At 69.7% G+C, this 26,997-nt stretch carries 26 protein-coding genes; 19 read left to right on the top strand and 7 right to left on the bottom strand.

Going from position 1 to position 26,997, the window contains the following annotated elements:
• The first annotated feature begins 49 nt into the window (after window positions 1–49).
• The 6 genes from C7416_RS10055 (at window position 50) to C7416_RS10030 (ending at window position 8,706) form a co-directional block, all read left to right on the top strand.
• The gene (locus C7416_RS10055) at window positions 50–1,369 is read left to right on the top strand and encodes an MFS transporter (protein WP_111518706.1); all 1,320 of its coding nucleotides are present in this window, start codon (window positions 50–52) and stop codon (window positions 1,367–1,369) included.
• Complete coding sequence (gene hutG / locus C7416_RS10050) at window positions 1,366–2,349, top strand: formimidoylglutamase (RefSeq protein WP_111518704.1); 984 nt, start codon at window positions 1,366–1,368, stop codon at window positions 2,347–2,349. Before C7416_RS10055 ends, hutG begins: the two co-directional genes overlap by 4 nt.
• A gap of 468 nt (window positions 2,350–2,817) precedes the next feature.
• The gene (locus C7416_RS10045; protein ID WP_111518702.1) at window positions 2,818–4,128 is read left to right on the top strand and encodes a dicarboxylate/amino acid:cation symporter; all 1,311 of its coding nucleotides are present in this window, start codon (window positions 2,818–2,820) and stop codon (window positions 4,126–4,128) included.
• Window positions 4,129–4,293: 165 nt separating this feature from the next.
• Window positions 4,294–6,303 (top strand): sensor histidine kinase, encoded by a 2,010-nt coding sequence (locus C7416_RS10040; RefSeq protein WP_111518700.1) that lies wholly within the window; start codon window positions 4,294–4,296, stop codon window positions 6,301–6,303.
• Window positions 6,293–7,612 (top strand): sigma-54-dependent transcriptional regulator, encoded by a 1,320-nt coding sequence (locus C7416_RS10035; RefSeq protein ID WP_111519048.1) that lies wholly within the window; start codon window positions 6,293–6,295, stop codon window positions 7,610–7,612. Before C7416_RS10040 ends, C7416_RS10035 begins: the two co-directional genes overlap by 11 nt.
• 497 nt (window positions 7,613–8,109) lie before the next feature.
• A complete protein-coding gene (locus C7416_RS10030) occupies window positions 8,110–8,706 on the top strand; it encodes a helix-turn-helix domain-containing protein (protein WP_018007160.1) in 597 nt (198 codons plus the stop codon).
• 40 nt (window positions 8,707–8,746) lie between these two features.
• Here C7416_RS10030 and C7416_RS10025 read toward each other — a convergent pair whose 3' ends face one another.
• A complete protein-coding gene (locus tag C7416_RS10025) occupies window positions 8,747–9,832 on the bottom strand; it encodes an ornithine cyclodeaminase (RefSeq protein WP_111518698.1) in 1,086 nt (361 codons plus the stop codon).
• A gap of 16 nt (window positions 9,833–9,848) precedes the next feature.
• Complete coding sequence (locus C7416_RS10020; protein ID WP_111518696.1) at window positions 9,849–10,727, bottom strand: dimethylarginine dimethylaminohydrolase family protein; 879 nt, start codon at window positions 10,725–10,727, stop codon at window positions 9,849–9,851.
• A 190-nt stretch (window positions 10,728–10,917) separates the two neighbouring features.
• On the opposite strand from C7416_RS10020, the gene C7416_RS10015 reads away from it, so the two are divergent.
• From C7416_RS10015 to C7416_RS09980, 7 genes are all read left to right on the top strand, one after another.
• Entirely contained in the window at window positions 10,918–11,337 is a 420-nt protein-coding gene (locus C7416_RS10015) for an Lrp/AsnC family transcriptional regulator (RefSeq protein ID WP_111518694.1), read from the top strand.
• Window positions 11,338–11,494: 157 nt separating this feature from the next.
• Window positions 11,495–12,631 carry an HPP family protein gene (locus tag C7416_RS10010; protein WP_111518692.1) on the top strand — a complete coding sequence of 379 codons (1,137 nt, stop codon included), beginning with the start codon at window positions 11,495–11,497 and terminating at the stop codon, window positions 12,629–12,631.
• Between the two features lie 561 nt (window positions 12,632–13,192).
• Window positions 13,193–14,377: an AI-2E family transporter gene (locus C7416_RS10000; protein WP_111518688.1), complete on the top strand. Its 1,185-nt coding sequence runs from the start codon at window positions 13,193–13,195 to the stop codon at window positions 14,375–14,377.
• Complete coding sequence (locus C7416_RS09995) at window positions 14,377–15,075, top strand: paraquat-inducible protein A (protein ID WP_111518686.1); 699 nt, start codon at window positions 14,377–14,379, stop codon at window positions 15,073–15,075. Before C7416_RS10000 ends, C7416_RS09995 begins: the two co-directional genes overlap by 1 nt.
• A complete protein-coding gene (locus C7416_RS09990; protein WP_111518684.1) occupies window positions 15,072–15,818 on the top strand; it encodes a paraquat-inducible protein A in 747 nt (248 codons plus the stop codon). The genes C7416_RS09995 and C7416_RS09990 overlap by 4 nt, the downstream gene beginning before the upstream one ends.
• Window positions 15,805–17,490 carry a PqiB family protein gene (locus C7416_RS09985; RefSeq protein ID WP_111518682.1) on the top strand — a complete coding sequence of 562 codons (1,686 nt, stop codon included), beginning with the start codon at window positions 15,805–15,807 and terminating at the stop codon, window positions 17,488–17,490. Before C7416_RS09990 ends, C7416_RS09985 begins: the two co-directional genes overlap by 14 nt.
• A complete protein-coding gene (locus C7416_RS09980) occupies window positions 17,487–18,107 on the top strand; it encodes a PqiC family protein (RefSeq protein WP_111518680.1) in 621 nt (206 codons plus the stop codon). Before C7416_RS09985 ends, C7416_RS09980 begins: the two co-directional genes overlap by 4 nt.
• Here C7416_RS09980 and C7416_RS09975 read toward each other — a convergent pair.
• The gene (locus C7416_RS09975) at window positions 18,104–18,634 is read right to left on the bottom strand and encodes a nucleoside 2-deoxyribosyltransferase (protein ID WP_111518678.1); all 531 of its coding nucleotides are present in this window, start codon (window positions 18,632–18,634) and stop codon (window positions 18,104–18,106) included. The two genes, C7416_RS09980 and C7416_RS09975, sit on opposite strands and share 4 nt — an antisense overlap.
• A 161-nt stretch (window positions 18,635–18,795) precedes the next feature.
• Here C7416_RS09975 and C7416_RS09970 point away from each other — a divergent pair, with 161 nt between their 5' ends.
• From C7416_RS09970 to C7416_RS09950, 5 genes are all read left to right on the top strand, one after another.
• The gene (locus C7416_RS09970) at window positions 18,796–19,737 is read left to right on the top strand and encodes a 2-hydroxyacid dehydrogenase (protein ID WP_111518676.1); all 942 of its coding nucleotides are present in this window, start codon (window positions 18,796–18,798) and stop codon (window positions 19,735–19,737) included.
• 81 nt (window positions 19,738–19,818) lie between these two features.
• Window positions 19,819–20,013, top strand: coding sequence for a DUF1059 domain-containing protein (locus C7416_RS09965; RefSeq protein WP_111518674.1), 195 nt, complete (start codon window positions 19,819–19,821; stop codon window positions 20,011–20,013).
• Window positions 20,014–20,235: 222 nt separating this feature from the next.
• Window positions 20,236–21,006, top strand: coding sequence for a molybdate ABC transporter substrate-binding protein (gene modA, locus C7416_RS09960; protein WP_111518672.1), 771 nt, complete (start codon window positions 20,236–20,238; stop codon window positions 21,004–21,006).
• A gap of 18 nt (window positions 21,007–21,024) precedes the next feature.
• Window positions 21,025–21,735 carry a molybdate ABC transporter permease subunit gene (gene modB / locus C7416_RS09955; RefSeq protein WP_062797125.1) on the top strand — a complete coding sequence of 237 codons (711 nt, stop codon included), beginning with the start codon at window positions 21,025–21,027 and terminating at the stop codon, window positions 21,733–21,735.
• Between the two features lie 21 nt (window positions 21,736–21,756).
• Window positions 21,757–22,479, top strand: coding sequence for an ATP-binding cassette domain-containing protein (locus tag C7416_RS09950; RefSeq protein WP_111518670.1), 723 nt, complete (start codon window positions 21,757–21,759; stop codon window positions 22,477–22,479).
• A 47-nt stretch (window positions 22,480–22,526) separates the two neighbouring features.
• Here the strand turns inward: C7416_RS09950 and C7416_RS09945 are convergent, their stop codons facing one another.
• The 4 genes from C7416_RS09945 to C7416_RS09930 form a co-directional block, all read right to left on the bottom strand.
• Window positions 22,527–23,126 (bottom strand): LysE/ArgO family amino acid transporter, encoded by a 600-nt coding sequence (locus C7416_RS09945; RefSeq protein WP_111518668.1) that lies wholly within the window; start codon window positions 23,124–23,126, stop codon window positions 22,527–22,529.
• 52 nt (window positions 23,127–23,178) lie between these two features.
• Window positions 23,179–23,973: a TOBE domain-containing protein gene (locus C7416_RS09940; protein ID WP_111518666.1), complete on the bottom strand. Its 795-nt coding sequence runs from the start codon at window positions 23,971–23,973 to the stop codon at window positions 23,179–23,181.
• A gap of 96 nt (window positions 23,974–24,069) precedes the next feature.
• The gene (locus tag C7416_RS09935) at window positions 24,070–24,903 is read right to left on the bottom strand and encodes a tyrosine-protein phosphatase (RefSeq protein WP_111518664.1); all 834 of its coding nucleotides are present in this window, start codon (window positions 24,901–24,903) and stop codon (window positions 24,070–24,072) included.
• A 50-nt stretch (window positions 24,904–24,953) separates the two neighbouring features.
• Complete coding sequence (locus C7416_RS09930) at window positions 24,954–25,199, bottom strand: RNA-binding protein (RefSeq protein ID WP_111518662.1); 246 nt, start codon at window positions 25,197–25,199, stop codon at window positions 24,954–24,956.
• Between the two features lie 265 nt (window positions 25,200–25,464).
• On the opposite strand from C7416_RS09930, the gene C7416_RS09925 reads away from it, so the two are divergent.
• Window positions 25,465–26,991 (top strand): DASS family sodium-coupled anion symporter, encoded by a 1,527-nt coding sequence (locus C7416_RS09925; RefSeq protein ID WP_111518660.1) that lies wholly within the window; start codon window positions 25,465–25,467, stop codon window positions 26,989–26,991.
• The last annotated feature ends 6 nt before the right edge of the window (window positions 26,992–26,997 follow it).

Here is a 26,997-nt window from a genome sequence, read left to right as displayed (position 1 = left end):
AGGGGAGCAAACAAGCTGATTACACCAAGGCTCACCGGGAGACAACCGCATGCCATCCGATACCACTGCGCACGCCTACGATGGTGTCGCAGGCGCCCAGGCCGGCGCCCACACCCCAGCGCTGTCGCGCACACGCGCCATCGCCGCCATCACCATCGGCAACGGCCTCGAGTTCTACGATTTCGTGGTCTACAGCTTTTTTGCCACGCTGATCGGCCGCCTCTACTTCCCCGTCGACAACCCCACCGGCCAGCTGCTGATGTCGTTCGCCACCTTCGGCGTCGGCTTCCTGATGCGTCCGCTCGGCGGCCTGCTGATCGGCATGTACGCCGACCGCGCCGGGCGCAAGCCCGCGGTGGCGCTGACGCTGTGGCTGATGGGCCTGAGCTCGCTGATCTTCGTGGTGACCCCGCCGTACGCGCAGATCGGCATCCTCGCGCCGATCATGGTGGTGATCGCGCGGCTGGTGCAGGGCTTCGCCATCGGCGGCGAGATGGGCGCGTCGACCGCGCTGCTGCTGGAATACGCCGACGACCGCACGCGCGGCTTCTATACCGCGTGGCAGCCGTTCAGCCAGGGCCTGGCGGCGCTGCTGGGGGCCATCACCGGGCTGGTGCTGAGCAACCTGCTGGCGCCGGCCGAGCTGGAATCCTGGGGCTGGCGCCTGGCCTTCCTGATCGGCATCCTGGTGATCCCGGTCGGCCTGCTGATCCGCCGCCGCCTGGAAGAGACCGCCACGCCCGCCCACCATGGCGAGCACGCCGCGCAATGGCCGCTGCTGCGCCAGCATGCGCGCGAGGTCTTTGCCAGCATCCTGCTGATGATCGGCCTGGCCTCTTCCACCTACATCGTCGTCTACTACCTCAGCAACTACGCCGTCAGCGTGCTGAAGATGCCGCTGTCGCTGGGCATCTGGGCCGGCTGCGTCGCCGCGGCGGTGCAGGTCGTGCTGTCGCCGTTCGCCGGCTGGCTGGCCGACCGCGTCGGCCGCAAACCCGTGGTGCTGTGGTCGCGCGTGGCGCTGCTGGCGATGGTCTACCCGGCGTTCGTGCTGATCAATGCCGAACCCTCGCTGGCGCGGCTGCTGGTGGTGGTGGCGTGCCTGTCGGTGCCGATGTCGATGACCGCGCCGGCGTCGATGGTGCTGGTCAGCGAGGTGCTGCCCAAGCGCCTGCGCGCCACCGGCCTGTCGATCGCCTACTGCGTCGCCATCGCCATCTTCGGCGGCTTTGCGCAGTACTTCTCGACCCAGCTGATCCAGGCCACCGGCAACGCCAGCGCCCCGGCGCTGTACGTGATCGGCTGCGGTCTGGTGTCGCTGCTCGGCCTGCTGATGGTGCCCGAAACCCTGGGGCGACGGCTGAAATGAGCGACCTGGCAGAGTTCGGGCCGGCGACCGACGATGCGGCCGCCGCCGGACACGAGACGGTCTGGCGCGGCCGGCGCGATGCCGGCGAGGCCGGCGACACGCGCCGCCTGTTCGATATCGTCGCCGGCCCCGCCACGCCGCGCACGCCCGGCGTGCCGGTCCTGCTGGGCTTCTGTTGCGACGCCGGGGTGGTGCGCAACCAGGGCCGCCCCGGCGCCGCCGCGGGCCCGCGCGAGATCCGCCGCGCGCTGGCCGGCGTGCCGGCGCACGGTATCGGCCGGCTGATCGACGGCGGCGACATCCACTGCGACGGCGATGCGCTGGAGCCCGCGCAGCAGCGGCTGGGGCAAGCCGTCGCCGCCGAACTGGCGGTCGGCGCCTGGCCGCTGGTGCTGGGCGGCGGGCACGAAGTGGCCTGGGGCACGTGGCAGGGCCTGCGCATGCACCTGGACGCGCACGGCGACCGCGGCCGCGTGCTGATCGTCAACCTCGACGCGCATTTCGACCTGCGCGCCAGCCGCCCCGGCAGTTCCGGCACGCCCTTCGACCAGATCGCCGCCGACTGCCGCCAGCGCGGCCTGCCGTTCGACTACGCCTGCCTGGGCGTCAGCCGGCTGGCCAACACCGCCGCGCTGTTTGCGCGCGCGCATGCGCTGGGCGTGCGCCATGTCGAGGACACCGAGATGCAGGAGCGCCACCTCGACGCGCGCCTGGCCGAACTGGAGCGCTGGGTCGCCGATGCCGACCACGTCTACCTGACCATCGACCTCGACGTGCTGCCCGCCGCGGTCATGCCAGGTGTCTCGGCCCCGGCCGCCTACGGCGTGCCGCTGGCCGTGGTCGAGGCCATCGCCACGCTGCTGCGCGACAGCGGCAAGCTGCGCGTGGCAGACCTTGCCGAGTTCAACCCGCGGTACGACCGCGACGGCTGCGGCGCGCGGGTGGCGGCGCGCCTCTGCTACCGCCTCCTCGGCGGCTGAAACGCCGCCACCGGCGGCAAACCATCCCCCTCCGCACACCCGTAAAACCCCGGGTTTACACCTAGAGCGCCGTTCGGAATCCCGAACGGCGCTCCGCCCGCCTGATCCGGTTTCCCGAACCAGGCGCCGGCATCACATCATTTTCCCCTTTGTATTCAACAGCTTGCATAGCCGCAGCGGCACCTTCGCGCTGGCACGGCATGTGCAATATAGGCCGCCGCTCACAGCGCCAGACAGGTACGCCGGCACGCTCCCAGCGTCCCGGCCGATGCCGAAAAAACAAAGGAGGACACACCCATGACCGACCCCGCCTTGCCCACCCCCGTCGCCATCCCGGCGCGCCCCCGGCACCTGTTGCCGCGCTGAACCCTGACACGGCCGGCCCGGCGCCCCGACGTCGCCCAGCCTTCCTGCAATACACAGTCGCCCGTCCCGTCCCCGGGAACGGTCGCACAGGCCTGATCCACGATGAAACTGAATCGACTGCCCACCCTGATCTTCATTGCGATGCTGCTAGGCGTGCTGGCCGGCACCGCCGCGCACAACCTGGCGCCGGATGCCGCCACCGCCAAATCGATTGCCAATCACCTGTCCATCCTGACCGACATCTTCCTGCGGATGATCAAGATGATCATCGGCCCGCTGGTGTTCGCCACGCTGGTGGCCGGCATCGCCAGCATGGGCGACGGCCGCGCCGTGGGCCGCATCGGCATGAAGGCGATGATGTGGTTCATCGGCGCCTCGGTCACCTCGCTGCTGCTCGGCCTGGTCATGGCCAACCTGCTGCAGCCCGGCCACGGCATGAACCTGGCGCTGCCGGCGGCGGACGCCAGCGCGAACCTGAAGACCGGGGCGCTGAACCTGCGCGACTTCATCGCGCACATGTTCCCCAAGAGCTTCGTCGAGGCCATGGCGAACAACGAGATCCTGCAGATCGTGGTGTTCTCGCTGTTCTTCGGCTTTGCGCTGGGCACCGTCAAGGACGGCGTCGGCAAGCCGGTGCTGCAGGGCATCGAGGGCCTGGCCGACGTGATGCTGAAGGTCACCAACTACGTGATGGCGTTCGCCCCGGTGGGCGTGTTCGGCGCGATCGCGGCCGTGATCACCGCGCAGGGCCTGGGCGTGCTGGTGGTCTACGCCAAGCTGCTGGGCAGCCTGTACCTGGCGCTGGCGCTGCTGTGGGTGGCGCTGATCGCCGGCGGCTACTGCTTCCTGGGCCGCGACGTGTTCCGCCTGCTCAAGCTGATGCGCGCGCCGCTGATGATCGGCTTCGCCACCGCCAGCAGCGAATCGGCCTACCCCAAGGTGATCGACCAGCTGACCCGCTTCGGCGTCAAGGAGCGCATCACCAACTTCGTGCTGCCGCTGGGCTACTCGTTCAACCTGGACGGCTCGATCATGTACACCTCGTTCGCGGCGCTGTTCGTGGCGCAGGTGTACGGCATCCAGCTGTCGCTGACCCAGCAGATCACCATGCTGCTGGTGCTGCTGGTCACCAGCAAGGGCATCGCCGGCGTGCCGCGCGCCTCGCTGGTGGTGGTCGCCGCCGTGCTGCCGATGTTCGGCCTGCCCGAGGCCGGCATCCTGCTGGTGCTGGGCATCGACCACGTACTCGACATGGGTCGCACCGTGACCAATGTGCTTGGCAATGCGATTGCCACCGCCGTCGTCGCCAAAAGCGAAGGCGCCATCGGCGCGCCGGTACCGTCCGAGGAGGATGAACCCGCCGCGGATACCACCACCGGCCTGGCACCTGCCCAGGTCCTGGCGGCCAAGTAACACGGTCCGCCAGGCGTGCCAGGGCCCGGTTGCCGATCAGGCAACCGGGCCTTTTTGCATTGCGGCGGCCGGCACCCCCCGTTGGTGTGGTAAAAGTAGGCTCCCGCGCCCGGCTCCAGCCATTGCCGGCGCGGCGGCTATGCCACCTGCCTCGCCCAACACCTGATGACCGGCCCGCTACACCCTCCCGGCGATACCCCCCGCGCCCCCGCCGCCAGCCCCGCGCTTTCGGCCACCCCCGCGGCCACATCCGCTGCCCCTGCCGCGACCAACGGCGCGCGCCTGCCTCACGGCCTGCGCGGCGCCGCGCCGCTGCTGGCGCTGCTGGCGCTGGCCGTGCTGGTGGGACTGGCCGGCGCGCTCGGCTACCGCTACACCTACGACACCGCGCTGGCGCGCCAGGCCGAACGCGGCCAGGTGCAGCTGCGGCTGTACAAGCAGGCGCTGGAGAGCGAGCTGGCGCACTACGACTACGTGCCCGGCCTGCTGTCGCTCGACGAGCGCATCGCCGCGCTGCTGCTGCGCCCCGACGACGCCGCGCGCACCGCGCGCGCCAACGAATACCTGAGCGCCCTCAACACCCGCGCCGGCACGCGCGTGATCTATGTGCTGGATGCGCATGGCAAGGTGCTGGCCACCAGCAACTGGCAGCGCCCGGACAGCTATCTCGGCGAAGACCTGAGCTTCCGCCCGTATTTCCGCTCGGCGATGGAGGGCCAGCTGGGCCGCTTCTACGGCGTCGGCACCACGCGCAGCGAATCGGGCTACTACCTGTCGGCGCCGCTGGGCGAGCGCGACAACCCAGTCGGCGTGGCGGTGGTCAAGATCGGCCTGGAGCCGCTGGAAAACCGCTGGCAGGGCGCCGACAGCCAGATGCTGCTGACCGACGAGAACGGCGTGGTGATCCTGGCCTCGGACCCGTCGTGGAAGCTGGCCGCGCTGCGCCCGCTGTCGGCCGAGGCGCGCGAGCGCCTGGCGCGCAGCCTGCAGTACAACCGCGCGCCGCTGCCGCAGTTGCCGCTGACCCGGGTGCGCAAGCTGGACAATGGCAACGGCAGCGGCAACGGCGGTACCGCCAGCACCAGCAGCGACGAGCTGGTGCGCCTGCGCCGCGGCCCGCCGATGCTGGCCCAGCATGCCGCGCTGCCGGGCACCGACTGGCAGCTGACGCTGCTGACCAATACCTCGCAGGCGCGCGTGGCCGCGCTCAACACCGCGGCGCTGGCCGGCGTGCTGACCGCCTTCGTGCTGCTGCTGGGCGCGGCCTGGAACGTGCGCCGGCGCATCATCAACGAACGCCTGGCGGCGCGCGCGGCGCTGGAGGCGGCCAACAGCGAACTCGAGCGCAAGGTGGCCGAGCGCACCGCCGACCTGTCCACCACCAACCAGCGCCTGCAGGCCGAGGTCACCGAGCGCATCCGCGCCGAGACCGTGCTGCGCCAGGCCCAGGACGGGCTGCTGCAGGCCGGCAAGCTGGCCGCGGTCGGGCAGATGTCGACCGGCATCGCGCACGAGCTGAACCAGCCGCTGGCGGCGCTGCGCACCATCTCCGGCAATACCGGCAAGTTCCTCGAGCGCGGCGACTACGCGACGGTGCGCGCCAACCTCGACACCATCATCGGCCTGGTCGAGCGCATGGGCCGCATCACCGGCGCGCTCAAGTCGTTCGCGCGCAAGCCCGGCAACGGCAGGCGCCAGGCAAACCTGGCCGAGGCGGTCGACAACGCCCTGTTCCTGCTGCAGACCCGCGTCGACGCGGTGCAGCCGGCCCTGCAGCGCGATGTCGACCCGGCGCTGACGGTGGTGTGCGACCCCAACCGGCTGGAACAGGTGCTGGTCAACCTGCTCGGCAACGCGCTCGACGCGGTCGCCGGCAAGCCCGGCCCGCGCATCGCGCTGCATGCGCACGTGGCCGGCGGCATGGTCCACCTGACCGTGCGCGACAACGGCGCCGGCCTGTCCGAGGAAGCCTTCGCGCGGCTGTTCGAACCGTTCTTCACCACCAAGCCCGCGGGCCAGGGACTGGGGCTGGGGCTGACGCTGTCGGCCGGCATCCTCAACGAGAACGGCGGCAGCCTGTCCGCCACCAACCATCCGGACGGCGGCGCCTGCTTCACGCTGGTGCTGCCGCTGGCGCTGGAATCCCATTCACAGGATGCCGAACATGCCGGCTGATCTGACCGTACTGGTCGTCGAAGACGATGCCGACGTGCGCCTGGGCTGCGAGCAGGCACTGCGGCTGGAAGGCATTGCCACGCGCGGCGTCGGCAGCGCCGAGGCCGCACTGCGCGAGGCCGGCCCGGGCTATGCCGGCGTGGTGGTCAGCGACATCCGCCTGCCCGGCCAGGACGGCATGGCGCTGCTGGCGCAACTGCGCGCGCGCGACCCCGCGCTGCCGGTGATCATGATCACCGGCCACGGCGACGTCGGGCTGGCGGTGCAGGCGATGAAGCAAGGCGCCTACGACTTCCTGGAAAAACCGTTCTCGCCCGAGCAGCTGGTGGATGCCACCCGCCGCGCGCTGGAGCAGCGCCGGCTCGCGCTGGAAGTATCAGAACTGCGAGAACGGCTGGCCGGCCGCGAGAAGCTCGAAACCCGCCTGATCGGCCATTCGCCCGCGGTCGAGCGGTTGCGGCGCCTGATCGCCGACCTGGCCGGCACCGACGCCAACGTGCTGATCCACGGCGAGACCGGCACCGGCAAGGAGCTGGTCGCGCGCTGCCTGCACGAGGCCAGCCAGCGCCATGCGCGCAACTTTGTCGCGATCAACTGCGGCGGCCTGCCCGAGCAGCTGTTCGAAAGCGAGATCTTCGGCCACGAGGCCGGCTCCTTCACCGGCGCCGCGCGCCGCCGCATCGGCAAGGTCGAGCATGCCGAAGGCGGCACGCTGTTTCTCGACGAGATCGAGAGCATGCCGATGCCGCTGCAGATCAAGCTGCTGCGGGTGCTGCAGGAGCGCGTGGTGGAACGGCTGGGCTCGAACCAGCCGGTGCCGGTCAACACCCGCGTGGTGGCCGCCACCAAGGCGGACCTGCGCGCGCTGTCCGATGCCGGCCAGTTCCGCGCCGACCTGTACTACCGATTGAACGTGATCACGCTGGAGCTGCCGCCGCTGCGCGAGCGGCGCGAGGACGTGCCGGCATTGTTTGAACATTTCGTCGCGCAGGCTGCGTTGCGCTTCGAGCGCGACGCGGTGCCGGCCACGCCCGCGGAACTGTCGGCACTGGTGGCCTACCCGTGGCCGGGCAATGTGCGCGAGCTGCGCAACCTCGCCGAGCGCCATGTGCTGGGCCTCGGCTGCAATCCCGGCCAGGGCGCCACCGCACCCGAGGCCATGCCGCTCGCGCAGGCCGTCGAGCAGTTCGAGCGCGCGCTGATCGCCGACGCCATGCGTCGGCACGACGGCAACCTCAGCCGCGCCAGCGAAACGCTGGGCGTGGCCAAGACCACGCTGTTCGACAAGGTGCGCAAGTACGGATTGTGAAACAGACGGTAACGCGGTGTTTGCAGCGGTACCGCTAAACGGAACCGTTACGCGGAACCGTTGAGCGGTACCGTTTGGCGGAACTGTGAAGCGCCCGCTGAATTCAGCATACGCTGCAGACATTGCAGTCATGGGAACCATGACGAAGCTGGCAGGTCTGCACTGACAACCCTGTTGTCATCACGATGCACTCAATGTGCGTTAAGAAACAAAAGCCCCGCAGATTTATGTTTTTTCCTACAGATACTTTGTCGTTTGCGGCATATTATTAGCTTCCAGCAAATCCAGCATCGAGACATCCAATACATTGGGATCGCGCTGCGCTTGCTGGAAATGCACAAAAGATCAAAACAACCACAAAAAGCAGCCTGGCCAGCGGGGGAGCGGGCCGGGCACACAGGGTCAGTCAACTGTTGGCAGTGACAAACGCGCGGCGCCAGTGCCAGGGGCCGCGTGCGCCATGACGGCGCGACTGCCTATGGACTACGGGTGATGGGATGAAACTTGATCCGGCACTGGCTGAAAAGCCTTACTACAGCACGCGGACAGCGGCAAAACTGCTCAACGTCTCACTGGGCACCGTCCAGAAGATGGTCGAGCGCGGCGAACTGGGGGCCTGGAAGACCAACGGCGGCCATCGGCGCATCCACAAGGAAACCGTGCATCGCCTGCTGGCGACGCGCATCGGGCCCGAGTCGGCGTCGCCGCACGGGCTCGACCTGGTGGTGTTCCACCCCAACCATCAGGAGGCGCAGCGCATCCACAGCCAGCTCGCCAAATGGGGCCTTCCTCTCAAGAGCGTGGTGGTGGACGACGTGCTCGACACCGTCATCACCTCGGTCAGCGAGCATCCGCGCGTGGTGCTGTACTACGTCGACGAGCTCAACGATGCCGAGTCGGCCACCGTCGAGAAGCTGCAGAACTTCTTCGCCAGCCAGCACGTGATCTTCGCCGTCATCACCAACCGCCAGGCCTATGACGGCGTGGCCGATGCCCTGCAGCACTGGGGCATCATGGTGTTCCTGAAGACGCCCTCGCTCGAAGAGGTCAAGGGCTTCCTGCGGGCGCAGCTGATGATGGGCCGCGCAGCCTGAAGCCTCGGGTCACGCTTCAGGTCGCGCCTCGGGTCACGCTTCAGGCCACGGCCGCCGGCCGTGGCACTGAACGCCCGGCGCCGCCACCGTCGGCCTGCGCCAGCATCCAGCCGTACAGGTTGCGCGGGTCGGGCGGCATCGCCACCAGTTCCACCGCGGTGCCGGCGCGGTGCGCCTGCGCCGCGGCGTAGAGCCAGCGCAGCGCGGCATAGTCTTCCAGCGCAAACCCCACCGAATCGAACACGGTCACCTCGTCCGCCGCGGCGCGGCCCAGGGCCTGGCCGGCCAGCACCTGCCACAGCTCGGTCACGGGCGCGTCGGCGGGCAGCTGCTGGATCTCGCCCTCGATGCGGGTCTGCGGTTCGTACTCCACCACGATGCGCGCGCGGCGCAGGATATCCGCATGCAGCTCGGTCTTGCCGGGGCAGTCGCCGCCGACCGCGTTCAGGTGCATGCCGGGCTGCACCAGGTCCGGCGTCAGGATGGTGGCGCGGGTCTTGTCGGCGGTGACGGTGGAGACGATGTCGGCGCCGGCCAGCGCGGCCTCGATCGAATCGGCACGCCGGATCGCCAGGCCGGGCACCGCGGCAAGATTGCGCATCAACCGTGCAGTGGCGGCGGGATCGATGTCATAGGCGGCGATCTCGCGCACGCCCAGCATCGCGTGGAAGGCCAGCACCTGGAATTCCGCCTGCGCGCCATTGCCGATCAGCGCCATGGTCGCCGCGCCCGGCCGCGCCATGGCGCGCGCTGCCAGCGCCGAGGTGGCCGCGGTGCGCAGCGCGGTGGCCAGCGTCAGGTCCGCCAGCATCAGCGGGAAGCCGGTCTCCACTTCGGCCAGCAGGCCGCACGCCATCACCGTGGGCATGCCGTGCTGGGCATTGCGCGGATGGCCGTTGACGTACTTGAAGGCATACTGGCTGCCGTCGCTGACCGGCATCAGCTCGATCACGCCGCGCGCGGAATGGCTGGCCAGCCGCGCGGACTTGTCGAAATCGGCCCAGCGCGCGAACGCCTGGCGCACCTGCGCGGCGAGGTCGACGATGGCGGCCTGCGGGCCGATCGCGGCCACCAGCCGGGCGACGTCGGTGGCGTCGAGAAACAAGGATCGGACGGTGTTCTTCATGACCCTCTCCCCGCGTTCAGGCGGCCGCCGCGGCGACGCCGCGTCCGCTGCTGCGGTCCAGCCGCAGGGTCATGCAATAGGCGCCGCCGCCCGACAGCATGAACGGCGACAGGTCGACCTCATGCAGCTGGTAGCCGCGCCGTCCCAGCTCGGTGCGCAGGTGCGGCGTGGTGCGCGTCATCACCACCTGGTCATCGAGGTTGACTGCATTGACGCTGAAATGGCGCAGGTCGTCGGCGCTGGCCTCGATGCGCAGCCGCGCCGGCACGCGCGCGCGCAGTTCGCGCAGCGCCGCTGCGCTGAACGCCGGCGGGTAGTACAGCACCTCGCCGCCCGAGAGCGGGCAGAAGCACACGTCGAGGTGATAGCTCTGCTCGGTGGCCAGCTCCAGCGCCACCACGTCCTTGCCGAAATAGCCCGACACCGCCAGCGCCGCCTCGTGCGACGAACGCGGGCCGAAGCCGGCCCAGAAATGGCCGCGCCCCGCGTCCCAGATGCAATCGCCGGCGCCTTCCTGGTAGCACCCTTCCGGCAGCAGCGCGACTTCGTCGAGCAGCCCCCGTTCGCGCAGCTTGCCGAAGATGTCGGCGAACGGCGCTTCCTCGCCGCGCCGCTGCGGATAGCGGAAGCGCGCCAGCAGTGCGCGCCCGTCCAGCACCACGGCGGCGTTGGCCGGGAACACCATGTCGGGCAGCCCCGGCGCGCCGGGCGCCAGCTCCACCGCGAAGCCCGCGCGCCCTAGCGCTTCGCGCAGCGCGTGGAACGACTGCGTCGCATTGCGATGCATGCCGTGCGGATCGCGCGCCCAGGCGGCCGGGTCCATCCACGGATTGATGCTGTACGACACGTCGTAGTAGGTCGGCTCGACCAGCAAGATGGTGGGGGTCTGGATCACGGCGGCTCCTGGTAAGCAATGGCGGGGCGACGGCGTCCTGTCAGGGAAATCCATCCGTCGATTGAATTCTGGTGCAATCACCCGTTAGCCAAAAGCCAGCAAACTGCGCGGTTTGCGCCTACCATTGTGCAAAACGCCAGCCGCGGCTGGCGTTTTGCCAATCGCCCCCAAACCCGCCCCCTACCGTCCCATGGATGCCACCGACCAGCAGCTGATAGCCCTCCTGCGCGACAACGCGCGCTCGCCGGTGACGGCACTGGCGCAGGCGCTGCGCGTGTCGCGCGCGACCGTGCAGAACCGCATCGACAAGCTCGAACAGGAAGGGCTGATCGTCGGCTACACCGTGCGCCTGCGGCCCGAAGCCGAGGCGCACCGCATCCGCGCCTGGATGACGGTCGCGGTCGACGGCAACAAGACCCGCGCCGTGCTGCAGGCGCTGCGCGGCGAGCCCAACGTGCAGGCGCTGCACACCACCAACGGCCGCTGGGACATCATCGCCGAGCTGCGCGCCGACACGCTCGAGGCCTTCGATCGCGCGCTCGACCGGATCCGCCTGATCGACGGCATCAGCGCCACCGAGACCAGCATCCTGCTGTCGACCTACAAGTAAGGGCCGCGAGGGCCGTGATCCGGGCACGCTTGGTGTTGCCGCGCCCTTGTGCGGTGCGGCATGCCCCATCTCCGGGATGCGCTGCACCAAAGCCAACCCGATATATCACCCCGTGATATATTACGTGCACCATTCCAAAGCGCCCCCCGTTCCAAGAATGCCAACCGCCCCCGTCTCCGCCCTGGCGCATAACGCCCGTGCCTGGCTGCGCACATTCGTTCCCCTGCCGGTCGCCGCCAGCCGCAAGGAGCGCCTCAAGAGCTGCTTCGGCGCCCTGCTGGGCCTGCTGTGCACGGAATGGATCAGCCACCAGACCCTGGGCGGCTTCAATCCCTGGTTTGTCGCGCCGATGGGCGCCTCGGCGGTGCTGCTGTTCGCGGTGCCGGCGTCGCCATTGGCCCAGCCATGGTCGATCATCGGCGGCAACCTGATCGCCGGGGTGGTCGGCGTGGCGTGCGCGCGCTGGATTCCCGACCCCGGCCTCGCCGCCGCCGTCGCGGTGGCCGTCGCCATCGCCCTGATGTTCCAGTTCCATTGCGTGCATCCGCCCAGCGGCGCGGTGGCCATCACCGCCGTCTTCGGCGGGCCGGCGGTCAGTGCGCTGGGCTTCGGCTTCGTGGCGGTGCCGGTGCTGTTCAATTCGATGCTGATGCTGATGATGGCGCTGGCCTTCAACAACCTGTCGCGCCGGCGCTACCCGCATCGCCCGCCCGAACCCGCGGTGCAGCATGGCACCAGGGACCTTCCGCCCACGCAGCGCGTCGGCGTAACCCGCGCGGACCTGGATGCGGCCCTGAAGGTGCGCGGCGAATTCCTGGATATCGAGGAAGACGACCTCGAGCAGATCCTGGTCGCGGCGCAATTGCGCGCCTATCGCCGCCATTTCGGCAATGTGCTGTGCGGCGAAATCATGTCGCGGGACGTGATCACGGTGACGCCCGACCAGCCCGCGCATGAGGCCGGGCATCTGCTGTCGCGACATCGCATCAAGGCGCTGCCGGTGGTGGATGCGACGCGCAAGCTGGTAGGGATCGTCACGCAAAGCGATTTTTTTGCGGCGCAGCGCGATACCGGCGCCCGGCGTCTGGCCGGCACCGTGCGCAACCTGATGACGCATGCCGTGGTCACGGCGCGGCCCGAGCAGCCGATGGTGGAACTGGCGCAGGCCTTCTCCGACGGCGGGCTGCATCATGCGCCGGTGATCGATGACCAGCGGCGCGTGGTGGGCATGGTGACGCAGTCGGACCTGGTGGCGGCGTTGCTGAAGAGCGGGGTGATGGCGGTGCCGGATTGAGGCTGGGTTGTCCTTGGACGCCGGACTTCGTGGATGCTCCGGCCCTCTCCCCCGCCCCTCTCCCGCAAGCGGGCAATAAAAAACAGAAGACTCGCCCGCGTCAACGCGTGCGAGCGCAGCGACGCACTCCGTGCTTGAGCAGCAGACCTAAGATTGGGCGCGCGCGCAGCGCAGCCGAAGGCGTCCCACCGACAACGCAGTTAGAAGGCTGCCACCGGCCTAAAGTCGGGTTCGTCCATCCGACCCCGAACGCCAGGCACATCCAGGTAGCGTCAGCAGGGTGGAACCACCAAGCGCCTCACCGCGAGTCACCACCGCTGGAACCGCCAACACCGCCTTAGCCAGCCGCTTAGGCGACGCGCTCTTTGCCTCCTTTCTGTCGCTCCGGACAGAAAGGAGGTCGCCGGCTACGCCGGCGAAACAGCCACGCCCGCCAAGCACGACACCACCCCGCAGGCAAAGACCCAAACCCACGTTTCACAGCCGCCCCTCCCCCATAAGCTATATTTACGCCGTCCCCGTCACACCCAACCCCCCAGGGGACAAACGGAGACCCCAACCATGAGTTCCGGCCAGTTGATCGAGAAAATCGCCGCCGTCTTCGCGCTGATCGTGCTGATCGGCGGCTCGCTGCTGGTCCTCGCGCCGTTTACCACGGCGCTGCTGTGGGGCGCGATCCTGGCGTTCAGCTCCTGGCACCCCTACACCGTGCTGTCGCGCTGGCTCGGCAACCGCCGCGGCCTGGCCGCGCTGATCTGCGTGCTGCTGGCGACGGTGATCGTGCTGGGCCCGTTCGTCTATGCCGGCGCCAGCTTCTCCGCGCACCTGGATGACCTCGCCGCGCTGGTCGACCGCTATATGGAACAGGGGCTGCCGCAGCTGCCGCTGTGGCTGAGCAGCCTGCCCTATGTCGGCAGCTACCTGCAAAACTCCTGGGACAGCCTGATCAATGCCGATTCCGAGATGGTCGCCAACCTGCGCAAGCTGATCGCGCCGGTCGGCCACGTGCTGCTGGGCGCGGGGCTGTCGATCGGGGCCGGGCTGGGGCAGCTGGCGCTGTCGATCATCCTGGCGTTCTTCTTCTACACCGGCGGCGAGTTCGCCATTGCCTGGCTGCGCGCGGGCATGCGCCGCATCGCCGGCGAGCGCGCCGACCACTTGCTGGAGCTGGCGGGCAGCACCGTCAAGGGCGTGGTCTACGGCGTGCTCGGCACCGCCTTCATCCAGGCCGTGCTGGCCGGCATCGGCCTGTGGATCGCGGGCGTGCCGGGCGCCGCCATCCTCGGCTTCGTCACCTTCTTCCTGTCGGTGGTGCCGGTCGGCCCGCCGCTGGTGTGGCTGCCGGCCGCACTGTGGCTGTACCACACCGGCGCCACCGGCTGGGCCATTTTCCTGGTGGTGTGGGGCGTGGGCGTGGTCAGCATGGCAGACAACATCGTCAAGCCGCTGCTGATCAGCAAGGGCACCGGCATGCCGCTGATCTGGATCATGCTGGGCGTGCTCGGCGGCGCGCTGGCGTTCGGCTTCCTGGGCGTGTTCATCGGCCCGACGCTGCTGGCGGTGGCCTATGCCCTGCTGCGCGACTGGACCATCGGCTCGCAGGGCGAGCTGCAGCGCGACCTGCAGCAGGGCGCGGCGCTGGCATCCGCGCCGGCACCGGCCGCGGCGCCCGCTGCGGCATCGGCCCCGGCCGTGGTCGACAATCCCGATGTGCCGCCGGCCACCACCGGCAAGCGATCCGGCTGATGGCGGCACACGACGTACCCCCGGCCCCGCCGGAGACCACGCTGCCCGACACCTCGCCGGCCGCGCTGCACCGGCTGGTGGCGTGCGAATACTGCGACGCCGTCTACGAGCGCACCCCGATCGCACCGGGCGAGCGCGCGCTGTGCCTGCGCTGCGGCGGCCAGCTCTACCGCGAGAGCCGGCGCCACTACCACCGGCTGCTGCCGCTGGTGATCACCGCGCTGATCCTGTTCCTGATCTCCAACGCCTACCCCATCGTCGAGATGGACCTGAAAGGGGTGCGCACCCAGACCACGCTGCTGGGCGCGGTGCAGGCGCTGTATGCGGACCAGATGGCGCTGGTGGCGGCGCTGGTGTTCGCCACCACCATCCTGTTCCCGCTGTCCGAATTGCTGATGATGATCTACCTGCTGGTGCCGATGGCGCAGCACCGCATGCCGGCCGGCTTCGACCGCATCGTGCGCGGCATCCGCCAGACCCGGCCGTGGGGCATGATCGAGGTCTTCATGATCGGCGTGCTGGTGACGCTGGTGAAGCTCTCGACCATGGCGCGCGTGCTGCCCGGCATTGCGCTGTGGTCGTTCGCCGCGCTGGTGATCGTGCTGGCGGCGATGCTGTCGTTCGATCCGCGCGACCTGTGGCGCCACCTGGAAACGCCCGATGACAAGGCCGCGGCGGCGGACGGGGAGCGCCGATGACGCAACCGCGGCAACCGCAGCGACCGCCGCCGCCCGCCGGCCGCCTGGCCCGTCCGCGCCAGCTCGCGCGCGAGGTGGTGGCGGAACTGACCGACGACGACGAGAACACCCCGCTGCCGCAGGTGCCCACCGCCAGCAGGCTGGGCCTGGTGTCGTGCCACGCGTGCGACCTGGTCAGCCCACGCACGCTGGAAGGCACGCCCTGCCCGCGCTGCGGCGCCACCCTGCACCATCGCAAGCCCGACAGCCTGGCGCGCACCTGGGCCTTCCTGCTGGCCGCCTACATCCTCTATATTCCTGCCAACCTGCTGCCGGTGATGGTGACGCAGTCCATCCTCGGCACGCAGCAGGACACCATCCTGTCGGGCGTGATCTACCTGTGGCTGTCCGGCTCGCACATGCTGGCCGTGCTGGTGCTGATCGCCAGCATCGTGGTGCCGCTGCTGAAGATGGTGATCCTGACCTTCCTGCTGCTGTCGGTGCATTTCCGCTCGAGCTGGCGGATCCGGCAGCAGACCCGGCTGTACGGCCTGGTGGAGGTGATCGGCCGCTGGTCGATGCTCGATATTTTCGTGGTGGCGCTGCTGGCCTCGCTGGTGCGGGCCGGGGCGCTGGCCACCATTATCCCCGGCGGCGGCGCGCTCGCCTTCGGCGCGGTCGTGGTGCTGACCATGCTGGCCTCGCTCAGCTTCGATCCGCGCCTGCTGTGGGATTCGCTGGAACCTGACAATGCCCGACACTGACAACCAAGCTCCGGCGGGTGCCATGCCGCCCTCGCCGCCGCCCTCTCCGCCCGCTCCGCCTGCGCCACCCCCGTCCGGCCTGCCCCGGCCCGAACGCCGGCGCCGCGCGCGCTGGCTGCCCTCGCTGGTATGGCTGATACCGATCGTCGCCGCGGTGGTCGGGATCTCGCTGCTGATGCACACGCTGGCCTCGCGCGGGCCCGAGATCACCGTCAGCTTCCGCACCGCCGAAGGCCTGATCCCGGGCAAGACCGCGGTGCGCTACAAGGACGTCGACATCGGCCTGGTCAAGTCGGTGCGCCTGGCGCGCGACCGCTCGCACGTGGTGGCGTCGATCGACCTGACCAAGGACGCCGAGAACTTCGCGGTGGCCGACACCCGTTTCTGGGTGGTTCGCCCGCGCTTCGCGGCCAGCGGCGTGTCGGGACTGGAGACGCTGCTGTCGGGCGCCTATATCGGCGTCGACGCGGGCAAGTCGAAGGAATCCGCGCGCGACTTCAAGGGCCTGGAAGTGCCGCCGGTGGTGACCACCGACGCTTCCGGCAAGCAGTTCGTGCTGCGCGCGTCCGAGCTGGGCTCGCTCGACATCGGCTCGCCGGTCTACTACCGGCGCGTGCTGGTCGGGCAGGTGGTGGCCTACCAGCTCGACCCCAACGGGCGCGACATCACGCTGCGCGTATTCGTCAACAAGCCCTACGACAAGCTGGTCACCGCCGACACGCGCTTCTGGCATGCCAGCGGGGTCGACCTCAAGCTCGATGCCGGCGGGCTCAAGCTGTCGACGCAATCGCTGGTAACGGTGCTGCTGGGCGGCGTCGCGTTCCAGGCTCCTGACCACACCACCGCCACCGACGCCGCCGCCGAAAACACCCAGTTCCTGCTGGCGGGCGACCAGGCCGAGGCGATGAAGGAGCCGGAAGAGCTGGCGCCGACGCTGGCGGTGCTCAATTTCGACCAGTCGGTGCGCGGGCTGTCACCGGGCGCGCCGGTGGACTTCCGCGGCGTGGTGGTGGGCCAGGTGCGCTCGATCGGCATCGAGTTCCAGCGCGAGAAGCGCGCCTTCCGCATGCCGGTGGTGGTCGAGCTGTACCCGTCGCGCATGGGTTTCCGCGAACGCGACATCCAGGACCGCGAACGCGCGCGCAAGATCATCGAGGGGCTGCTGCAGCGGGGCATGCGCGCGCAGCTGCGCACCGGCAACCTGCTCACCGGCCAGCTCTACGTGGCGCTCGACTTCTTCCCCAAGGCGGCGCCGGTCAAGGTGGACCTGGACGCGCCGATTCCGGAGTTCGCCACCACGCCGGGCGCGTTCGACCAGCTGCAGGCGCAGGTGGGCGACATCGTCAACCGCATCGACAAGGTGCCGTTCGACCAGATCGGCCAGGACCTGCGCACCACGGTGACGAGCCTGAACAAGACCCTGGCCACCGCCGACAAGCTGGTGCAGCAGCTCAACGGCGATGTCGCGCCGCAGGTGCTGGCCGCGCTGCAGGACGCGCGCAAGACCCTGACCGCGGCCAACGGCACGCTGGCGTCGGACGCGCCGCTGCAGCAGGACACGCGCCGCATGCTGCAGGAACTGACGCGCACCGCCACGTCGCTGCGCACGCTGACTGACTACCTGGAACGCCACCCTGAAGCGCTGTTGCGCGGCAAGCCGGAGAAAGAATGATGAAGCGCCTTCCGCTCACGCTGGCCTGCGCCAGCTTCGCCGCGGCGGTACTGGCAGGCTGCGCCTCGCCCGAGCCGCGCTACTACACGTTGTCGCAAGGGCCGGCGGCGGTTGCCGCGCCGGCGCCGGCAGCCGCGCCGTCGACCGACACCCTGTGGCTGGAGGTCGCGCCGGTGCGCGTGCCGGAGCGCCTCAACCGGCCGCAACTGGTGGTGCGCGATGGCCAGAACGGTAGCGGCGGCGATGCCGGCGTGCGCCTGCTGGACCTGTCGCGCTGGTCGTCGCCGCTGCCCGACGAGCTGCGCGATGCGCTGTCGCAGCGCCTGCAGGCCACGCTGGGCGCGGTCGACACCTACCAGCAGGGCCTGTCCGACGTGCAGCCGCTGTACCGCATCACCACCGAAGTGCTGCGCCTCGACGCCGATGTAGGCCAGCGTGCCGGCGCCACCATCAACTGGACCGTGCGCCGCCTGCCCGATGGCAAGGTGGTCAGCGGCAGGACCCAGGCCGAGCTGCCGGCGCCGGGCGCGGTCGACGGCGTGGTGGCGGCGTATCGCGAGATCGTCGCGAGTACCGCCAACGATATCGCGGCCGGCGTGCAGGCGCTGCGGCGCTAGCCGCCGCTGCGGAGGGCCGCTTCGATGTCGTGCCGGGCCGCGGCCATGGCCGCCAGGCACTCGGCCGCTCCGCCTTGCACCAGCCGGACCGGACAAGCCAGCATCAGGTTCTTGCCCAGCCCGAAGTCCTCGACGGTAAAGCCGCGCGCATCCAGCGGCGTGCCCTCGGCATCGGTGGCCACCGTGACGCGCTCGCGCAGCGTGCCGGCATCGGCGCTGTAGGCCCACACGGGCTTGCCCAGCGCCACCGCAAAGCCGACTTCGAACGCCGTGCCGGAATCCGCCTCGCCCGGGCCGCGGAAGTCATCCAGGTTGGCCATCACCAGGTCGGCGCGCCGCAGCAGCGCGATGTTGGCGTCATAGATCCAGCGTGCGGTGTCGGGGCCTGACAGGCCTTCGGGGGCGGACTGGTCGAGCGGATACAGGCCGGTGAAGCCGTGCGCCGCGCACAGCGCCTTGAGATGCTCGCCCCAGGCGCGCGCATCCTTGCGGAACACGTCGAAGCCGGCGAGGTAGATGGTGGTCATGGCTCGTGGAAGCAGCGTGGCGCGGCGCCGGGCCGCGAGGCTTGCAGCATAACCCGCCGCCCGAACATCGCACAGCTTGCGCGCCCACGTCAGGCCGGGCGTCGGCGCGGGGCCGGCCCCTGCGCTAACATAGCCGGTCACGCCTCGACCTCCTCCTACCCATGCCCGCTCCCCAGATCGTCCAGGTCGGCCCGCTCGCGCCGCAGACCAATGCCACCCTGCAACAACGGTACGGCGCCGCGGCGCTGTGGCAGCAGGCCGATCCGCTGGCCTGGGCGCGCAGCGAAGGCCAGCAGGTGCGCGTGGTGGTGACCTCGGCGCGCCACGGCTGCAGTGCCGCGCTGATCGATGCGCTGCCGCGTCTGGAAGCCATCGTCAGCTTCGGCGTCGGCTATGACGCGATCGCGCTGGACGCGGCCCGTGCGCGCGGCATCCAGGTCAGCAACACGCCCGACGTGCTCAACGACTGCGTCGCCGACCTCGCCTTCGGGCTGCTGCTCGACGCGGCGCGCGGCATCGCCCATGGCGACCGCTTCGTGCGCGCCGGGCGCTGGCCGCAGGGCGGCTTCCCGCTGACCACGCGCGTCTCCGGCAAGAAGCTGGGCATCCTCGGCCTGGGCCGCATCGGCGAGATCGTCGCGCGGCGCGCGCAGGGCTTCGACATGGAGATCGCCTACCACAACCGCAGCCCGCGCGCCGGCGCGCCGTGGCGCTTCGAAGCCGACCTGAAGGCGCTGGCAACGTGGGCCGATTTCCTGGTGGTGGCCACCGTCGGCGGCCCCTCGACCGCGGGGCTGGTGTCGCGCGAGATCCTCGATGCGCTGGGCCCGCGCGGCATCCTGGTCAACGTCTCGCGCGGCAGCGTGGTCGACGAGGCGGCGCTGGTCGCGGCGCTGGCCGAAGGCCGGCTCGGCGGCGCGGGGCTCGACGTGTTCCAGGACGAGCCCAACGTGCCACCGGCGCTGCTGGCGATGGACCATGTCGTGCTGGCGCCGCACATGGCCAGCGGCACGCACGAGACGCGCGCCGCCATGACCGCGCTGACGCTGCAGAACCTCGACGCGTTCCTGGCCGGCGGCAAGGTGCTGACGCCGGTGCCCTAGGGCACCAACCGACAAGGACCGCGTGCCTATACTGGAGGCACCGGCTCCAGCCCAGCCTGCGGGCCGGCGTCAGGAGGCATCATGGCACGCAAGTTTATCGATTGCCGCGAGTATCCGAGCGACACCCACTGCACGGTCGCGCTGAGCGCCGACAGCGAGGACGAACTGCTCGAAGCCGCGGTCCAGCACGCGGTGGCGGTGCACAAGCATCAGGACACGCCTGAGCTGCGCAGCCAACTGAAATCCATGTTCAAGGAAGGCACGCCGCCGGCCTGAAGCCGGCAGGGCTGGCGCCGGGCAGGCGCCAGCCGTTTCCGCCCCGGGGCTCATTCGCAGCCCCTGATACAGCACTTATGCCGGTTGGAATACCCCTGACACCCGTCATGGCGCATCATTGACGCCGCGCTATATACAGACGTATATTGCGCATGACAATCCACCCGCTCCGGCCGTGCCGCGCCTGCCCTTGCATGCCGGCGGCCCTTCCCGAGGATTCCGATGTCTGCCTTCCGTTCCCGCCGCCGCGGGCTGCTGCTGGCCGCCGCCGCGATGCTGGCGCTGGTCGCCCCGCCCGCCTTCGCCGCCGACCTGGTGGTGTCTGCCGCGGCCAGCCTGACCAACGCCTTCAAGGCGCTGGCCGAGTCGTACGAGCGCGCCCACCCTGGCACGCACGTGGTGCTGAACTTCGGCGCCTCGGACGTGCTGATGCAGCAGATCGTCCGGGGCGCGCCGGCCGATGTGTTCGCGTCGGCCGACCAGGAGGCGATGAACAAGGCCGAGGCCGAGAAGGTGATCGCCCCGGCTTCGCGCCGCAACTTCGCCGCCAACCAGGTGGTGCTGATCGTGCCGGTCGACAGCAAGCTGCCGCTCGCCTCGCTGCAGGACCTGACGCGCCCGGAAGTCCGGCGCATCGCCTACGGCAACCCGGCCTCGGTGCCGGTGGGCCGCTACACCCGCGGCGCGCTGGAGGCGGCCGGGCTATGGGACGCGGTCGCCGCCAAGGGCGTGCCGGCGCAGAACGTGCGCCAGAGCCTGGACTACGTCGCGCGCGGCGAGGTCGAGGCCGGCTTCGTCTTTGCCACCGATGCCACCGTGATGCCGGACAAGGTCAAGGTGGCGGTGCGCGTGCCCAGCCGCACGCCGGTGACCTACCCGATCGCCGTTACCAGCCAGGCGCGCCAGCCGCAGCAAGCAGCGCAGTTCGTCGACTATGTCGCCTCGCCGGACGGCCAGGCGATCCTGTCGCGCTTCGGCTTCCACAAGCCCTGAGTCGGCGCCGCGCACGCGATGGATGCCGTCTGGGTACCGCTGCTGCTGTCACTGAAGGTGGCGGGCTGGGCCACCGCGCTGAACGCCGTGCTCGGCGTCGGCGCGGCCTGGGCGCTGGCGCGCTGGCGCTCGCCGCTGCGCGACGTGGTCGACGCGGTGCTGACGCTGCCGCTGGTGCTGCCGCCGACGGTGCTGGGCTATTACCTGCTGGTGCTGGTGGGGCGCCGCGGCGTATTCGGCGAGTGGCTGGCGCGCCTCGGCATCGAACTGGTCTTTACCTGGCAGGGCGCGGTGCTGGCTTCGACCATCGTCGCCTTCCCGCTGGTGCTGAAGTCCGCGCGCGCTGCCTTCGAAGGCGTCGACCACCAGCTCGAAAACGCCGCGCGCGTGCTGGGCGTGCCAGAGGCCGGCATCTTCTTCCGCGTCACGCTGCCACTGGCGGCGCGCGGCATCATCGCCGGCGTGCTGCTGGCCTTTGCACGCGCGCTGGGCGAATTCGGCGCCACGCTGATGATCGCGGGCAACCTGCCCGGGCGCACGCAGACGCTGTCGGTGGCCATCTACGAGGCGGTCCAGGCCGGCGACGACAATACCGCCAACCTGCTGGTGCTGGTGACCTCCGTCACCTGCGTGCTGCTGCTGGTGATCGCCGGACGCCTGGTGCCGGCGGCCGCGCGCAATCCCGCTGAACTCTACGAACGCCGGCGCTTGCGTCCGCGCGTCCGCTAACGCCAGGACCCGCATATCGCCATGGGCATGCATGTCAGCATCCGCAAGCAGATGGTCTCGGCCGACCGCCACTTCGCGCTGGATATCGAATTCGATTCGGCCAGCCGGCGCATTGCGCTGTTCGGCCCTTCGGGCGCGGGCAAGAGCCTGACGCTGCGCGCCATCGCCGGGCTGCTGGCGCCGGACAGCGGCCGCATCGTGCTGAACGGCCGCACCCTGTTCGACGCCGACGCCGGCATCGACGTGCGTCCGCAGGAGCGCCGGGTGGCCTACCTGTTCCAGGAATATGCGCTGTTACCGCACCTGACCGTAAGCCAGAACATCGGCTTCGGCCTGGCGCGCGGCTGGCGCAATCCGCGCCGCGGCACGGTGCATCCGCAGGCGCAGCGCTGGATCGACGCCTTCGGCCTGGCCGACATCGCCGGCAATTACCCGTCGGAGATTTCCGGCGGCCAGAAGCAGCGCGTGGCGCTGGCGCGCGCGCTGGTAGCGCAGCCCGACATCGTCCTGCTGGATGAACCGTTCTCGGCGCTGGACCCCGCGCTGCGCGCGCGCATGCGGGCAGAGCTGCGCACGCTGCAGGCCAGCCTCGACGTGCCGATGGTGGTGATCTCGCACGACCCCGCCGATGTCGAGGCGCTGGGCGACCACGTGCTCGAAATCCGCGAAGGCCGCATCTTCGGCAGCGGCACCAGCCGCCACCACCCGCCGGTCTACGCGCCGGTGTCGGCGCGCGTGGCCTGAGCCGCGCGCAGCAGGTCGACGTAGGCCGACATCCCCGCTCGTTTCGTTCAACCAATCAGCAAACGCGCGGCAATCACCCACATGGTGATGCCGATCACCACCTCCAGCACCTGCCACGCCCGCGGCCGCGCAAACACCGGCCGCAGCAGCGCCGCGCCATAGCCAAGCGCGAAGAAGAACAGGAACGAGGCCGTCATGGCCCCCACGGCGAATTCACGCGCGTGGCCCGCGAACTGGGTCGACACCGAGCCGATCAGCATCACCGTGTCGAGATACACATGCGGATTGAGCCAGGTGAAGGCCAGGCACACGGCCAGCGTCGGCGCCAGCGGCCGCGGCGCGGCATCGCTGGGATCGAGCACCGCGTTCGAGCGCCACGCCGCGATGAAGCTGCGCGCGCCATACCAGAGCAGGAAGGCCGCGCCGCCATAGCGCATCGCCTCGCCCAGCCACGGCAGCGTGCGGATCATCACGGCAAAGCCCGACACGCCCAGCAGGATCAGCAGCGCATCGGACAGCGCGCACACCAGGCAGACCCAGAACACATGCTCGCGCCGCAGGCCTTGCCGCAGCACGAAGGCATTCTGGGAACCGATGGCAAGAATCAGGGAAAGACCGAGGGAAAAGCCAGCCAGCGCGGCGTGCATTGCGGGGAAAACGACATGCTTTGGGGGCGGCTATTATTGCACGCCGCGGCAATCATCCCACCACGCCGAGGATCACGCTCGAGGCCTTGAATATCGCCACCGCGGCCACGCCGGCCTGCAGCCCGAGCGCCTCGACGCTGCCGTTGGTGACGATCGCGGCCACCGTGCCGCCGCCGTCGAGTTCGATCACCACCTCGGCGTTCACCGCGCCGGGCATCACGCGCGCGACCACGCCCGGCAGCTGGTTGCGCGCCGACAGCCGCAGGCCCGGCTCCGGCAGCCCCACCAGCACCGACGACGCCTTGATCAGCGCAAACGCCTCGACGCCTTCGGCAAGCTCCAGGGTCTCGACGCTCTCGTGCGTGATGGTGGCGACGATGCGCTGCCCGCCGGCCAGTTCCAGCTCGACCTCGTCATTGACCGCGCCGCCCTTGACGCTGGCCACGCGTCCGAACAGCTTGTTGCGCGCACTGGTCTTGATCATCATTCGCCTCATCAGGTGGATATCGTCGGCCACGCCCTCGCCCAGCCGCGACAGCTGCGCGACAAAGCGCCGGTGCTCGTCCTCGAGCGCGCGATAGGTGCGGATCAGCTGTTCGCCGCGCGCGGTCAGGCGCGTGCCGCCGCCGCCCTTGCCGCCCGCGGCGCGCACCACCAGCGGCTCGCCGGCGCTGTTGTTCATCGCGTCGATGGCGTCCCACGCCGCCTTGTAGCTGATGCCGACGGCGCGCGCGGCGGCCGTGATCGAGCCGTGCGCGCCGATGGCGGCGAGCAGCGCGATGCGGTCCTTGCCGCCCCAGTCCTGCGAGCCGGAGCGGAACCAGATGGCTCCCTGGAGTTCGAGCATTGAGGGTCGGGCGCCGCTGGCGGGCACCGCAATGAAGTCCGAAACGCGGTTATGGTAATCCGATTTCGGGATCCGCCCCGCCAGTGAGCCGGTGAGTCAGCCAGCCAGGTAGTGCGCGCGCAACTGCGCGACGTCGACCTGCAGCGCGTCGCGCAGGTAGTTGGCGACGCTGCCCCAGCCCGCGTCGATGGCCTGCATCGACGCGTCGAGATAGCTGGCCCGGACTTCCAGCAGCGGCATCATCACCGCGGCATCGACCCCGAGCCCGCTCATCTGCGCCAGCACGGCCGCGTTGAACTGCGCGTTGCGCTGGTTCGATTCCAGGTAGTTGGCCAGGATGTCGTCCTGCCCCACACCGAGCGCGGCCAGCAACAGCAGCGCGGCAAAGCCGGTGCGGTCCTTGCCCGCGGTGCAGTGGAACAGCAGGGTCTGGCCGCCCTGCACGGTCTGCATGAAGCCGCCGAAGGCTTTGCGATAACGCACCGGGAAATCGCGGTAGACCTCGAGCATGAAGGCATCCATCTGCGCCGGCGTGCTGGCGCGCAGGCGCGGCATCAGCACATCCATCGCCATGCTGCCTTCCAGCACCGGCACCGCCTGCCAGCGGAAGCGCTGGCCGAAGGCCGCTTCGCCCGGCGACTTCTCGCCGGGCGAGCGGAAATCCACCACCATGTCGAGCCCGAGTGCCTGCAGCCGCTGCAGGTCGGCGTCGCTCGCCAGCGCCGGGTTGCCGCTGCGGAAGAGCCGGCCATGGCGCACGCGGCGCCCTTCCGCGCCCACCAGTCCGCCCAGGTCGCGCGCGTTGCTGATGCGTTCGAACACCAGGTCCGGCGCGTCCGGCATGTGCGGCGCGGGGCCGGTCGCCGCCGGTGTTTGCGGCATGGCCGCGGAGGCATGCGGGCATGCCGCGCGTTGAAGCCACTTGAGCATTGTCTTTTCCATTTTGTCGTTGCCAGGCGCGCCGGTGCCGGTGCGTCGCTTCAGCGCTCGCGGTACGCCGGCACGTGCCAGCGCAGATGACAGCCGGCGACATAGCGCCGGTCCAGCCGCGCCACCAGCTTCCATACCGTCAGCGCGCCGGCGTCGATATCGACCCAGGCCCAGGGATGCCTGGGGTCACCTTCCTTCACCAGTTCCACCGAACGGATCTTCGCATACCGTGCCAGCGCCTTGCGCAGCGCTGCCGGGTCCAGCCCGGCCTTGAGACCGCGTACTAAAACCTTCATGGTCGGCTCCAATTATTTCAGATCACTCCGGCTCGTGTCTCACACACCACGGCGCGGCGCCGGTGTCAGCTCATGCGGACTGCCGCGCGAGCCTTGTGTGGCGAGCCTCTCACTGGTATGACGCGGGCCGCGGCCGGGGAATCCGGCGATCTGCCATCGCCTTGATCTTGCGCATGACGGGCGTAACTAGCCCGCCCCGGTCCTCGACATCGCCCGCTGCGCGCCGGAAAATTTCAGATAGTCGAAACGACAAGGAACGTCGGCGATGCCAGAACTTCCCGCCTCCCATCCCGCCCCTGCCCCTGCCCCTCTCGCCCCGGCCGCGGCCACGCCCGCACCGAAGCTCACTTTGCACTGGGGCCTGTTCGCAGCCGCCGCCGCGCTGATCGCGGTGCTGGCAATCCCGCAGCCCGACGGGCTCACCATTGCCGGCCAGCGCATGCTGGCGATCCTGGCGTTCGCCATCGTGGTGTGGATCACCGAGGCGGTCTCGTACGAGGCCAGCGCCATCATGATCACCTCGCTGATGGCCGGGCTGATCGGCTTTGCGCCGACCGTGAACGACCCCTCGGTGCAATACGGCACGTCGAAGGCACTGGGCATGGCGCTGGCCGGGTTCTCCAACACCGCGCTGGCGCTGGTCGCGGCGGCGCTGTTTATTTCCGCGGCGATGACGGTGACCGGGCTGGATCGGCGCATCGCGCTGGTGACGCTGTCGGCAATCGGCACCAGTACGCGCCGCATCCTGGTCGGCACCATCGCGGTCACCATCGCCCTGAGCCTGGTAGTGCCCAGCGCCACCGCACGCAGCGCCTGCGTGGTGCCGATCATGATGGGTGTGATCGCCGCCTTCGGCGTCGACAAGAAGTCCAATATCGCCGCCGGCATCATGATCACGGTGGCGCAGGCCACCAGCATCTGGAACGTCGGCATCCAGACCGCCGCCGCGCAGAACCTGCTGACGGTCGGCTTCATGGACAAGCTGCTGGGCGAGCGCGTCACCTGGCTGCAATGGCTGATCGCGGGCGCGCCGTGGGCGGTGGCGATGTCGGTGGTGCTCTATGTGCTGGTGCGCTGGCTGCTGCCGGCCGAGACCGAGGCCATTCCCGGCGGCAAGGAGGCGGTGCAGCGTGAACTGTCCGCGCTAGGCCCGATGAGCGGCCCGCAGAAGCGGCTGGCCGCGGTGTCGCTGGGACTGCTGCTGTTCTGGGCCACCGAGGGCAAGCTGCACCGCTTCGACACCGCCACCGTGACCTTCGTCGGACTGGTGATCCTGATGCTGCCGCGCCTCGGCGTGATGGACTGGAAGACCATGCAGCAGCGCACGCCGTGGGGCACGCTGATCGTGTTCGGGGTTGGCATCAGCCTGGGCACCGCGCTGCTGTCGACCCAGGCCGGGCAGTGGCTGGGCCAGTTCGTGGTCACGCATTCGGGGCTGGCGGCGCATGGCGCGTTGCTGGTGTTTGCGATCCTGTCGGCCTTCCTGATCCTGATCCACCTGGGCTTTGCCAGCGCCACCGCGCTGACCGCGGCGCTGCTGCCGATCCTGATCTCGGTGCTGCAGACTCTGCCCGGCGACATCAACCGCGTCGGCATCACCATGCTGCTGGGCTTTACCGTCAGCTTCGGCTTTATCCTGCCGATCAACGCACCGCAGAACATGGTGTGCCTGGGCACCGAGACCTTCAACGGACGGCAGTTCGCGCGCATCGGCATCCCGGTCACGATCATCGGCTACGCCATGATGCTGCTGTTCGCCGCGACCTACTGGCGCTGGCTGGGCTGGGTGTAAGCAAAA

It is taken from the genome of Cupriavidus phytorum, from assembly GCF_003254285.1.
Taxonomy (GTDB): Bacteria; Pseudomonadota; Gammaproteobacteria; order Burkholderiales; family Burkholderiaceae; genus Cupriavidus; species Cupriavidus phytorum.
This window is presented reverse-complemented; position numbering and strand designations above follow the sequence as displayed.